This window comes from Streptomyces sp. NPDC086077 (genome assembly GCF_040686175.1).
Taxonomy (GTDB): Bacteria; Actinomycetota; Actinomycetes; order Streptomycetales; family Streptomycetaceae; genus Streptomyces.
This window is the reverse complement of sequence record NZ_JBFBJT010000081.1, coordinates 20,712-32,993: the sequence shown is the minus strand read 5'-3', so window position 1 is coordinate 32,993 and position 12,282 is coordinate 20,712. Positions and strand designations below refer to the sequence as shown.

The window sequence follows — 12,282 nt, the reverse complement described above, 5'->3', positions numbered from 1 at the left end:
ATGGCGGTGTTCGTCGCGCTGGGCGCGTTCCTGATGACGCTGGCGGGTGGCTGGACGGCGCAGCGCGTCACGGACCGCCGTCACCTCGTGCTGGGCCTGGCGGGCGGCCTGATGCTGGGCGTGGTCGGCATGGACCTGCTGCCGGAGGCACTCGCGGCGGCGGACACCGAGGTGCACGGCGTGCCGGCCGCCCTGCTCCTGTTCGTGGCCGGCTTCCTGCTGGCCCACGGGGTGGAACGCCTGCTGGCGGCGCGCCGCGCGGCGCACGGCGCCGACGAGCACGATCGCACCCCGGAGGTGGGCCTGACGGCCGCCGGCGCGATGGTCGCGCACAGCGCCATGGACGGCGTGGCGATCGGCGCCGCCTTCCAGATCGGCGAGGGCATGGGCCTGGCGGTCGCCCTCGCGGTGATCGCCCACGACTTCGCGGACGGCTTCAACACCTTCACCCTCACCACCGTGTACGGCAACGCCCGCCGCCGGGCGATCGCGATGCTGTTCGCGGACGCCGTGGCGCCCGTCGTGGGCGCGGCGAGCACACTGCTGGTGACCATCCCGCAGCCCGTGCTCGGCGGCTATCTCGGCCTGTTCGGCGGGGCACTGCTCTATCTGGCCGCCGCCGAGATCCTCCCCGAGGCCCATCACAAGCACGCCGCAGGCCCGACCCTGCTGTGCACGCTCGGGGGAGCGGCGTTCATCTGGATGGTGGTGGGCATCGCCGAATGAGCGGGGGAGCGTCACAGCTTGCCGCCCCGTCCGCCTTCGCGCCGCGCGGGCGCGATGAGCGTGGAGAGATAGGGCAGCGGCGCCCCGTCGAGCTCGGCGGCGGGCCGGACGGACTCCTCCGGCAGCCCGAGCGCGGACCCCCAGACGGCGCCCTCCAACCGGCCGCTCTCCCGGAGCGCCTCGGCGACCTCGGCCGCCTGCCGCCCGAACTTGTAGGCGACGACGGTCCCGGGACCGTTCAACGCGTCCTTCAGCACGGCGGCACCGGCGGTCACAGGTACCAGCGTGAGCGGCTCGGTCCCCTCCGTCAGCACCGCACCGGACCGCGCGGCGAGGTCCTGCATGGCGGTGATGCCGGGCACGGTCTCGATGACGGTGCCCGGGACCGACGCGGTGACGGTCTGGGCGAGATAGGTGAACGTGGAGTACACGTTCGGGTCCCCGATCGTGGCGAACGCGACGTGGGCGTGCTGCCGCAGCAGCGCGGCGACCCGCTCACCCGCCGCGTCCCACGCCGCCTCACGCCGGGCCCGGTCGGTCCGCTCGTTCAGCGCGAACACGACCCGGACGACCTTCTCCTCGGGCACGTAGTGCAGCACGGTCGCCTCGGCACGCCCCCGCTCACCGCCGTCCATCACCGGTACGACGATGACCTCGGCGGCGCGCAGGGCGTTCACGCCCTTCACGGTCACCAGCTCCGGATCGCCCGGCCCGACCCCCACTCCGACCAGCCTGCTGCTCATGACGTCCGGCACCTCTCCACGAACCGACGGGCGACACCGGGCGTGGACGCCCAGTGCGTGTGCAGATAGCTCGCGTGCACACCGCGCTCCACAAAACCCTCGACGCGCGGCCCGGGGGCACGCACCCCCCAGGCGGGCGCCGACCCGGCCGCCGGCTCGACGACCGTGCGGTGGAACTCGTGCCCCCGCATCCGCGTCCCCGCCCGCGCGAGCACACCGTCGCTCACGGCGACGGCGTCCCGGTACCCGAGGGTCAGCCGCTGCGACATCCGCGCGTGGGCGTCCAGCACCCCGCACATCGGCTGCCCGTCCAGCTCCCGGCACAGATACAGCAGCCCGGCACACTCGGCGGCGACGGGCGCGCCCCGCTCCGCGAGCGCCGCGACGGCCTTGCGCAGCGGCTCGTTGGCCGACAGCTCCCCGGCGTACACCTCGGGAAACCCGCCCCCGAGGACCAGCCCGCGCGTCCCGTCGGGCAACCGCTCGTCCCGCAACGGATCGAACACCACGACCTCGGCCCCGGCGGCGGCGAGCAACTCGGCGTGCTCGGCGTAGGAGAAGGTGAAGGCCGGTCCCCCGGCGACGGCCACCTTCACTCGCGGGCCGGAACGTTCTCGCCGCGAAGCCCCCAGGGCCTCAGCCGGATCCCAAGCCGCACACGGCAACGCCGCCGCGCCCCTCGCCAGCCCCAGCAGCCCCTCCAGATCGCACCCGGCCTCCACCTGCGCGGCCATGGCAGCCACCGCCTCGACCGCCGAAGCCCGCCGCTCGGCGACCGGCACCAGCCCCAGATGCCGCGACGGCGTGTCGACCTGTGGCACCCGTCGCAGGACACCGAGCACCGGCACTCCGGCGGAGTCCAGAGCCTCCCGCAGCAACTCCTCGTGCCGGTCCGACGCGACCTTGTTCAGGATCACGCCCCCGACCCGCACCTCCGGGTCCCAGGACGCGAAACCGTGCACCAGTGCCGCCACCGACCGCGACTGCGACGACGCGTCGACCACGAGCACGACCGGCGCCCGCAGCAGTTTGGCGACGTGCGCGGTGGACGCCAGTTCACCCTCCCCGGCGGCACCGTCGTACAGCCCCATGACCCCCTCGACCACGGCGATGTCGCAGCCGCGCGCCCCGTGCAGGAACAGCGGACCCACCAGCTCCGGCCCGCACAGGTACGCGTCGAGGTTCCGCCCCACCCGCCCGGTCGCGAGCGCGTGGTACCCGGGGTCGATGTAGTCCGGCCCCACCTTGTGCGGGGACACGGAGAGCCCCCGCGCGGCGAACGCGGCCATCAGCCCCGTGGCGACGGTGGTCTTGCCGCTCCCCGAGGAGGGCGCGGCGACGACCAGCCGGGGCACGGACGTCACCACTCGATGCCCCTCTGCCCCTTCTGCCCGGCGTCCATCGGATGCTTGACCTTGGACATGTCGGTCACGAGATCGGCGAGGTCGACGAGCTTCTCCGGCGCGTTCCGCCCGGTGATCACCACGTGCTGGGTTCCCGGCCGGTCCCGCAGCACGGACACGACCTCGTCGACGTCGACCCACCCCCAGTGCATCGGATAGGCGAACTCGTCCAGCACGTACAGCCGGTACGTCTCGGCGGCGAGGTCCCGCTTGACCTGCTCCCAGCCCTCGCGGGCCTTCTCCTCGTTGGTCGAGTTCTCACCCTGGAGGTCCCGCTGGACCCAGGACCACCCCTCGCCCATCTTGTGCCAGTCGACGGACCCGCCCTCACCGCTGGCGCCCAGCACCCGCAGCGCGTTCTCCTCGCCGACCTTCCACTTCGCCGACTTGACGAACTGGAACACCCCGATCGGCCAGCCCTGGTTCCAGGCCCGCAGCGCCAGCCCGAAGGCGGCGGTGGACTTGCCCTTCCCGATGCCCGTGTGCACCACGACCAGCGGCCGGTTCCGTCGCTGACGCGTGGTCAGTCCGTCGTCCGGTACGACTTCCGGCTGTCCCTTCGGCATTACGCGGCCCTCCTGTCGCTGCCCTGCACATCCCTGACCAGCCCGGCGATCGAGTCGGCCCGCAACTCGTCCAGCGTCACCGCCGTGCCGCCCATCTCACCCGCGAGCTGCCCCGCGAGCCCCAGCCGCACCGGCCCCGACTCGCAGTCCACGACCACCGAGGCGACCCCGTCGGCGCCGAACAGCCGGGCCGCCCGCCCGGCGTTCGCCACGGGCTCCGGCCCACCGGTGGCCCGCCCGTCGGTCACCACCACGAGCAGCGCCCGCCGCGCCGGATCGCGCAGCCGCTCCACGCGCAGCACCTCGTGCGCCTTCAGGAGACCGGCCGCGAGCGGGGTACGGCCCCCCGTCGGCAGCGACTCCAGCCGGACCGCCGCCGCCTCCACCGACGAGGTCGGCGGCAGCGCGACGTCGGCGCCGGCACCCCGGAAGGTCACCAGGCCCACCTTGTCGCGCCGCTGGTACGCGTCCAGCAGCAGCGACAGCACGGCCCCCTTCACGGCGCTCATCCGCTGCCGGGCCGCCATGGACCCGGAGGCGTCGACCACGAACAGCACGAGATTGCCCTCGCGTCCCTCCCGTGTCGCCTGCCGCAGATCGTCCCGGCGCACGACCAGACCCCGGCCGGACCGTCCCCGCGCCCGCTGATGCGGCGCCGCGGCCTGCACGGTAGCCGCCAGGTGCAGCTTGGTGAGCGCCCCCTGGGGCCGCCGGGCCCCAGTGGTCCGCCCGTGCTCCGTCCGCGCCCGCGAACGCCGCCCGGCCGCACCCTCGCCGATCCCCGGCACGCTCAGCACCTTGGTCCGGAACGGCTCGGCCGCCCGTACGGCGGACTGCTCGCCGGCCCCGGCGGGGGCGGGCTCACCCCCGGCCGACTCCTCGGGCCGCGCCCTGCCGTCCTCACCCTGCGGCCCCGCGCCGGGCTGCCCGCCGCCTCCCTCGGGACCGCCGCCCGGCCCGTCCGGGTCGGGGTCTTCGTCCCCGTCGTTCCCGTCGTTCCCGTCGTTCCCGTCGTTCCCGGACGAGTCCGCGAACTCCTCCAGCGTCTCGTCCAGCTTGTCCTCGTCGAGGCCCGGCGCGTCGAACGGATTGCGCCGGCGCCGGTGCGGCAGCGCGAGCAGCGCGGCCTGCCGCACGTCCTCCGCCAGCACATCGGTCCGCCCCGCCCACGCGGCCAGCGCGGTGGCGGTGCGCGCCATCACGATGTCGGCCCGCATGCCGTCCACCTCGAAGGCGGCACAGGTCGCCGCGATCTGCCGCAGCGCCCCGTCACCCAGCCGCACGGACGGCAGCAGTTCCCGCGCCGCCGCGATCCGCGCCCGTACGGCGGTCTCCTCGGCCGCCCACCGGCCCGCGAACCCGGCGGGATCGGCGTCGTACGCCAGCCGCCGCCTGACGACCTCCACCCGCTGGTCGGGCTCCCGCGAGGCCGCGACCTCGACGGTCAGCCCGAACCGGTCGAGCAGCTGCGGCCGCAGCTCGCCCTCCTCCGGGTTCATGGTCCCGACGAGCAGGAACCGTGCGGCGTGCCGCACGGAGACACCCTCCCGCTCGACGTACGACGCGCCCATCGCGGCCGCGTCCAGCAGCAGGTCGACCAGATGGTCGTGGAGGAGGTTGACCTCGTCGACGTAGAGGATCCCGCGGTGCGCGGCGGCGAGCAGTCCGGGCTCGAAGGCCTTCACGCCCTCGGCGAGCGCACGCTCGATGTCGAGCGCGCCGACCAGCCGGTCCTCGGAGGCGCCGACGGGCAGCTCGACCATGCGGGCCGGCCGGTGGGCCCCGGCGCCGGGCTCGTGAGGTCCGTCCGGGCAGGCCGGGTCCGGCGCCGCGGGGTCGCAGGAGAAGCGGCAGCCGGGCACCACGGCGACCTCCGGCAGCAACGCCGAGAGCGCCCGCACCGCCGTCGACTTGGCCGTGCCCTTCTCACCCCGGACGAGTACGCCGCCGACCGCCGGCGACACGGCGTTCAGCAGCAGCGCGAGGCGCAGGTCGTCCTGGCCGACGACGGCCGTGAACGGAAAGGGGGTGCTCACTTGTCGTCGCCCTCCAGGTCGCCTTCGAGTTCGAGGTAGGTGGCGCGCAGCCGTTCCAGCGTCTGCGCGTCCGGCTCCGCCCACAGCCCCCGGTCGGCGGCCTCCAGCAGCCGCTCGGTGATGCCGCGCAGCGCCCACGGGTTGGACTGCTTCATGAAGTCCCGGTTCTCCGGGTCGAAGACGTACTCCGCGCTCAGCTTCTCGTACATCCAGTCGTCGACGACCCCGGCGGTGGCGTCGTAGCCGAAGAGGTAGTCGACGGTCGCCGCCATCTCGAAGGCGCCCTTGTAGCCGTGCCGCCGCATCGCCGCCATCCAGCGCGGGTTGACCACGCGGGCGCGGAAGACGCGGTGGGTCTCCTCACCGAGGGTGCGGGTCCTGACCTGGTCGGGGGTGGCCGAGTCACCGACGTACGCCTCGGGGGAGGCGCCCGTGAGGTGGCGGACCATGGCGACCATGCCGCCGTGGTACTGGAAGTAGTCGTCGGCGTCGACGAGGTCGTGCTCGCGGGTGTCGACGTTCTTCGCGGCGACCGCGATCCGCCGGAACGCCGTCTCCATGTCCCCGCGCGCCGCCCGCCCGTCGAGCCCGCGCCCGTAGGCGTAACCGCCCCAGACGGCGTACACCTCGGCGAGGTCGGCGTCGGAGCGCCAGTTCCGGGCGTCGATCAGCGGCAGCAGCCCGGCGCCGTACGCGCCCGGCTTGGAGCCGAAGATGCGCGCCGTGGCGCGCCGCCGGTCGCCGTGCCCGGCGGTGTCCTCGTCGGCGTGGGCCCGTACGTAGTTGGAGTCGGCGGGCTCGTCCAGCTCGGCCACCGCCCGCACCGCGTCGTCGATCAGCCCGACGACGTGCGGGAACGCGTCCCGGAAGAAGCCCGAGATACGCACCGTGACGTCGATGCGCGGCCGGCCCAGTTCGGCCAGGGGGACCACCTCGAAGCCGTTCACCCGGCGCGAGGCGTCGTCCCACACCGGACGGCAGCCCAGCAGCGCGAGGATCTCGGCGATGTCGTCGCCCTGGGTGCGCATGGCCGAGGTGCCCCACACGGTGAGGCCCACGGACCGCGGGTACTCCCCGTTGTCGGCGAGGTAGCGCTGCACCAGCGAGTCCGCCAGTGACTGGCCGACCTCCCAACTGAGCCTCGACGGGATGGCCTTGGGGTCGACGGAGTAGAAGTTGCGGCCGGTCGGCAGCACGTTGACCAGGCCGCGGGTCGGCGAACCCGACGGTCCGGCCGGCACGTATCCGCCGTCGAGGGCCTTGAGGATGTGGCCGATCTCGTCGGTGGTGCGGGCCAGGCGCGGCACGACCTCGGTGCAGGCGAAGGCGAGCACGGCCTCGGCGTCCGGGAGGTCGGTGCCGACCACCTCCCGCACGTGGGCGGCGCTCTCGGACGCCGCCCACCCCCGGGCCTCCATGCCCTCCGCGATCCGCCGGCACAGCTGCTCCAGCAGGTCGATCGCGTCCGCGGCGGTACGGGAGGGCCCCTCGACCAGGTCCGTCAGCTCGACCGGTACCTTGACGGGCGCGCCCGGCTCGGCGAGCAACTCCTTCTCGCCGAGCCCGAAGTGCGCGGCCAGGGTGGCCCGCAGCCCCGGCAGCGCGTTCGCCTGCCCGCCCCACACCTGCGAGGCCCGCAGCACGGCGAGGACCAGGTTCACGCGCGGCTCGCCCTCGGGCCCGCCACCAAGGACGTGCAGACCGTCCCGGATCTGCACGTCCTTGATCTCGCACAGATAGCCGTCGATGTGCATCACGAACTCGTCGAAGGTGTCGTCGTCCGGCTGCTCGTCGACATGCAGGTCGTGATGGAGCTCGGCGGCCTTCACCAAGGTCCAGATCTGCGCGCGCACCGCGGGCGCCTTCGCCGGGTCCAGGTCGGAGACCAGCGCGTACTCGTCCAGCAGCTGCTCCAGCTTGGCCAGGTCGCCGTACGTGTCCGCACGCGCCATCGGCGGTACGAGGTGGTCGACGACGGTGGCGTGCCCGCGCCGCTTGGCCTGGGTGCCCTCGCCGGGGTCGTTGACGATGAAGGGGTAGACCAGGGGCAGGTCGCCGAGGACCGCGTCCGGGGCGCACCCGCCGCTCAGCCCGAGTCCCTTGCCCGGCAGCCACTCCATGGTGCCGTGCTTGCCCATGTGGACGATCGCGTCGGCGCCGAAGCCCCCTTCCGATGTGGCGGTCTCCAGCCAGCGGTAGGCCGCCATGTAGTGGTGGGACGGCGGCATGTCCGGGTCGTGGTAGATCGCGATCGGGTTCTCGCCGAAGCCGCGCGGCGGCTGGATCATCACGACGACGTTCCCGAACTGCAGGGAGGCGAGCACGATCTCGTCGCCGTCGACGTACAGCGAGCCCGGCGGCTCGCCCCACGCCTCGAGCATCGCGTTCCTGAGCTGTGGGTCGAGTGTGCCGAACCACTCCCGGTAGTCCGCGAGCGGCACCCGCGCCGGGGCGGCGGCCAACTGCTCCTCGGTCAACCACTCCACGTCGTGCCCACCGGCCCCGATCAGCCGGTGGATCAGCTCGTCGCCGCCCGCCGGGTACTCGGTGAGCGCGTATCCCGCGTCGCGGAGCGCGTCCAGCACCCGTACCGCCGAGGCGGGCGTGTCCAGGCCGACCGCGTTGCCGACGCGCGAGTGCTTGGTCGGGTACGCGGTGAAGACCAGCGCGATCCTCTTGTCCTGGTTCGGCTTGTGCCGCAACCGCGCGTGCCGTACGGCGATCCCGGCCACCCGCGCCGCCCGCTCGGGGTCGGCGACGTACACCGGGACGTCGTCGGGGCCCTGCTCCTTGAAGGAGAAGGGCACGGTGATCAGGCGCCCGTCGAACTCCGGGATGGCGACCTGCATCGCCGCGTCCATGGGGGACAGGGCGGCGTCCGACTCGTCCCAGGCGCTCCGCGACGAGGTCAGGCACAGCCCCTGCAGCACGGGGACGTCGAGGTCGGCGAGCGCCCCGATGTCCCAGGACTCCTCGTCGCCGCCCGCCGAGGCCTGCGAGGCGTGGGTGCCGCCGGCGGCCAGGACGGTGGCGACGAGCGCGTCGGCCTTCGTGAGGATCTCGTACAGCCCGGCGTCGGCGCCGCGCAGCGAACCGCAGTACACGGGGAGGGCGTTGGCGCCGCGCGCCTCGATCGCGTCGCACAGGGTGTCGACGAAGGCGGTGTTGCCGCTGAGCTCGTGGGCCCGGTAGAAGAGCACCCCGATGGTCGGGCGGCCCTCGTCGAGGGCACGGGAGCCACGGACGCCGTACTCCGGCATCTTCCGCGGCTCGACGAACCCCTCGCCCGTCAGCAGCACGGTGTCCGACAGGAACCGCGCCAGCTCGGCGAGGTTCTCGGGCCCACCCTCGACGAGATAGCGCAGCGCCTCCGCCACGACACCGGCGGGCACGGACGACTCGGCCATCAGCTCGGCGTCCGGCACGGTCTCGCCGCCGAGCAGCACGGTGGGAATCCCCGACGTCCTCAGGACGGCCAGCCCGTCCTCCCAGGCCCGCTTGCCGCCCAGCAGCCGTACGACGGCGAGGTCCGCGCCCTCGATCAGCGCGGGCAGCTCGCTGCCGGCGTCGACGCGGGTCGGGTTGCCGATCCGGTAGGAGGCGCCGGAGGCACGGGCCGCCAGCAGATCGGTGTCGGCGGTCGACAACAACAACACAGTGCTCATGCGGGCGCTCCCGGTGGAAGGAAAGGCAGTCCTTGCGGCGCGCCGGACTCGATGAGCCGCCACAGCGCGTCCGTGTCCGCGTGCTGTTCGATCAGGTCGCCGAGCCGGTCGAGCTGCTCCTCGCGCAGCGCGGCGAAGGAGGTGCCGGGCGCCGGCACGAAGCGGCGGCCCGCGGCGGCGGCCACCTCGCGCAGGAAGGCCCGCCGGAATCCGTCCGACTCCAGCGAGCCGTGCCAGTGCGTGCCCCAGGTCTGCCCGACCCGGCATCCGTCCAGGAAGGGCTCGCCGCCCGTGACGTCGGCGACGCCGTGATGGATCTCGTAGCCCTCGACATGCTCTCCGAGGGCTACGCCGACCGGCCGGGCGAGGGTCTTCTCCCGGGCGAACCGCACCCGTACGGGCAGGATCCCCAGCCCGTCGACGCGGCCGCGCCGGCTCTCGACGTCGTCCTCGATGTGCTCGCCGAGGATCTGGAAGCCGCCGCAGATCCCGAGCACGGGCCGGTGCTCGGCGGCCCGGCGGGCGAGGGCCGCCGCGAGCCCCCGCTCGCGCAGCCACTCCAGCGCCCGTACGGTCCCGCGCGTCCCCGGTACCACCACGAGGTCCGCGTCGGTCAGTTCCTCCGGCCGGTCCACGAACCGCACCACGACGCCGGGTTCGGCGGCGAGGGCGTCCACGTCCGTGAAGTTGGACATCAGCGGTACGGCACACACGGCGACGCGCAGCACGTCCGCACCGACGGGCGGGGCGACGACGGACTCCCGCACGGACCCGCGCAGCGACACACGGAGCCCGTCCTCCTCGTCGATACCGAGCCCGTGCCGGAACGGCAGCACGCCGTAGGTGCGCCGACCGGTGAGCGAGTGGAGCATGTCCAGGCCCGGTTCCAGCAGGGAGACGTCCCCGCGGAACTTGTTGACGAGGAACCCGGCGACGCACTCCTGGTCCTGCGGCGACAGCAGGGCCACGGTCCCGAAGAACGAGGCGAAGACACCGCCGCGGTCGATGTCGCCGACGACGAGCACGGGGAGCCGGGCGTTCCGGGCGATCCCCATGTTCACGATGTCGGTCCGCCGCAGATTGATCTCGGCCGGGCTGCCGGCCCCCTCGCAGATCACCGCGTCATACGTGCCCCGCAACTCGGCGAGACAGTCGAGCACGGTCCCCAGCAACGCCTGCTGCCGCCCGCCGTGGTAGCCCCGCGCGCTCATCTCCCCGACGGGTCTGCCGAGCAGCACGACCTGGCTGCTGCTCTCCCCGCCCGGCTTGAGCAGCACGGGATTCATCAGCGCGGTCGGCTCCACCCGGCACGCCTGCGCCTGCATGGCCTGCGCCCGCCCGATCTCGGCGCCCTCGCGGGTGACGAACGAATTGAGCGACATGTTCTGCGCCTTGAAGGGCGCCACCTTGACGCCCTGACGCACCAGCCACCGGCAGATCCCGGCGGTGACGACGCTCTTGCCGGCGTCGGAGGTGGTACCGGCGACCAGCAGCCCACGACCGGTCATGCGCGCCTCCTCGACAGTCGTCCCCGCAGCCACGCCCCCGCCGCACCGGCCCCCAGGGCCAGCCAGCCCACCCGCCGGGACAACCGGACGGCCCGCTCGATGTCGCCGACTTCCACCGCACGCCCCCCACCGTTCAGCACGGGCCGGTGCTCGACCCGGCCCGCATACGACAACGTCCCCCCGAGCCGCACTCCCAACGCCCCCGCGAACGACGCCTCCACGGGCCCGGCGTTGGGACTCGGATGCTTCGCCGCGTCACGTCGCCAGGCCCGTACGGCACCTCGCGGGTCACCGCCCGCCAGCACGGCGAGCGAGGCGGTCAGCCGGGCGCCCGGCCATCCGGCGAGATCGTCCAGCCGCGCGGAGGCCCACCCGTAGCGGCGGTGGCGCGGCGACTTGTGCCCCACCATCGCGTCCAGCGTGTTCACGGCGCGGAACCCGAGCAACCCCGGCACCCCGCCCACCGCCCCCCACACCAGCGCACCCACCACGGCGTCGGACGTGTTTTCCGCGACGGACTCCACCACCGCCCGCGCGATCCCCGGCGCGTCCAGCGTCTGCGGGTCCCGACCGCACAGATGCGGCAGCCGCGCCCGCGCCGCCTCGACGTCCCCCGCCTCCAGGGCGCTCCCGACGGCCCGGGCCTCCCGCCCGAGCGAGGTCCCGCCGACGACTGCCCAGGTGGCGACCCCGGTCAGCGTGACGGAGGCGGTGGGGGAGGACCGTACGACCCGGTGGGCCGCGGCGCCCAGCGCGACGGCGCCACCGGCGCACACGGCGGCGTGCAGCGCGCCCCACCCGCGGTGGTCCCGCCACAGCACCCGTTCCACGGCACCGGCGGCCCGCCCGAACGCGGCGACCGGATGCCCGCGGCGGGGATCGCCGAGGAGGAGGTCGCCGAGGAGGCCGGCGGCGGCGCCGTACGCGAAGACGCGATCGGCACGCACCGGCTCAGCCGGCCGTGCGGGCGGGCAGAGACCTGGTACGGGACCTCGATGAGCGGCCGGGCATCGCGATATGTCCTCACTCAGGGTGTCCACGCCCTGGTTCGACGAGACCGGCGGTGAGAGTTCCTGGCTCCCGGGGAGTCTCCTCCCCGGTCACAGTGGCGGGACCGCGCCGGATTCGCACCGGGCTTCCTCTTCTGCCGCCGTACATGGCCCCGGAAGTCCACCACGGGGCCGGAACGGCCGTCAACTTGCCGTTGACCTGCGACGGGGCAATTGTGCTGAGGCCCACACGGCACTGGACACCGGTCTCACGCCCGCCGCGCCCGCCCTCGCCGGCACACGACGAAGCGCCCTGCCCGGGCCCCCGGTGGAGGGCACCGCGCAGGGCGCGAGAAATCACCGACGGCCGTCGGGCCGCGGCCGGTTGGACGCCGTCGTCCGGCGATCGGGCGAGTGCCGTCAGGCCACGATCAGGTAGATCCCGTATCCCACGGCCGCCGCGCACGCCGCGAACGCGGCATACGCGCCGGTCACCGCCAACGTCGCCGACTCCCCCTGCGCCACCGCCCGTTCGCGCCGCGACAGTCCGGTGACACCGAGGGTGAACAGGCCCACCAGAGCCACCGTCACCACGAGGCTGACGCCGAAGACGGAGCCGAGGGCCGCCCAGTCGATCTTCATGCTT

The 12,282-nt window shown here is 73.9% G+C and carries 9 protein-coding genes and 1 riboswitch; of the genes, 1 reads left to right on the top strand and 8 read right to left on the bottom strand.

The features are described 5' to 3' along the window. Entirely contained in the window at positions 1-726 is a 726-nt protein-coding gene (locus AB0O67_RS22885; protein ID WP_365452876.1) for a ZIP family metal transporter, read from the top strand. An 11-nt stretch (positions 727-737) separates the two neighbouring features. Here AB0O67_RS22885 and cobI read toward each other — a convergent pair whose 3' ends face one another. The 8 genes from cobI to AB0O67_RS22845 all read right to left on the bottom strand — a co-directional run bounded on the left by cobI (position 738) and on the right by AB0O67_RS22845 (position 12,278). Further along, positions 738-1,469: a precorrin-2 C(20)-methyltransferase gene (cobI, locus tag AB0O67_RS22880; protein ID WP_365452873.1), complete on the bottom strand. Its 732-nt coding sequence runs from the start codon at positions 1,467-1,469 to the stop codon at positions 738-740. Next, on the bottom strand, positions 1,466-2,836 hold the full coding sequence (locus tag AB0O67_RS22875; RefSeq protein ID WP_365452870.1) for a cobyrinate a,c-diamide synthase: 1,371 nt from the start codon (positions 2,834-2,836) through the stop codon (positions 1,466-1,468). The genes cobI and AB0O67_RS22875 overlap by 4 nt, the downstream gene beginning before the upstream one ends. Continuing rightward, a complete protein-coding gene (gene cobO, locus AB0O67_RS22870; protein ID WP_365452867.1) occupies positions 2,830-3,438 on the bottom strand; it encodes a cob(I)yrinic acid a,c-diamide adenosyltransferase in 609 nt (202 codons plus the stop codon). Before cobO ends, AB0O67_RS22875 begins: the two co-directional genes overlap by 7 nt. Continuing rightward, positions 3,438-5,474, bottom strand: coding sequence for a putative cobaltochelatase (locus AB0O67_RS22865; protein WP_365452864.1), 2,037 nt, complete (start codon positions 5,472-5,474; stop codon positions 3,438-3,440). Before AB0O67_RS22865 ends, cobO begins: the two co-directional genes overlap by 1 nt. Beyond that, the gene (gene cobN / locus AB0O67_RS22860; protein WP_365452861.1) at positions 5,471-9,139 is read right to left on the bottom strand and encodes a cobaltochelatase subunit CobN; all 3,669 of its coding nucleotides are present in this window, start codon (positions 9,137-9,139) and stop codon (positions 5,471-5,473) included. Before cobN ends, AB0O67_RS22865 begins: the two co-directional genes overlap by 4 nt. Further along, positions 9,136-10,647: a cobyric acid synthase gene (locus AB0O67_RS22855; protein WP_365452858.1), complete on the bottom strand. Its 1,512-nt coding sequence runs from the start codon at positions 10,645-10,647 to the stop codon at positions 9,136-9,138. The genes cobN and AB0O67_RS22855 overlap by 4 nt, the downstream gene beginning before the upstream one ends. Continuing rightward, the gene (locus AB0O67_RS22850) at positions 10,644-11,594 is read right to left on the bottom strand and encodes a cobalamin biosynthesis protein (protein WP_365452855.1); all 951 of its coding nucleotides are present in this window, start codon (positions 11,592-11,594) and stop codon (positions 10,644-10,646) included. The genes AB0O67_RS22855 and AB0O67_RS22850 overlap by 4 nt, the downstream gene beginning before the upstream one ends. 117 nt (positions 11,595-11,711) lie before the next feature. Continuing rightward, a riboswitch (cobalamin riboswitch) is annotated at positions 11,712-11,829 on the bottom strand. A gap of 227 nt (positions 11,830-12,056) precedes the next feature. Further along, positions 12,057-12,278: a hypothetical protein gene (locus AB0O67_RS22845; protein ID WP_365452852.1), complete on the bottom strand. Its 222-nt coding sequence runs from the start codon at positions 12,276-12,278 to the stop codon at positions 12,057-12,059. Between the last annotated feature and the right edge of the window lie 4 nt (positions 12,279-12,282).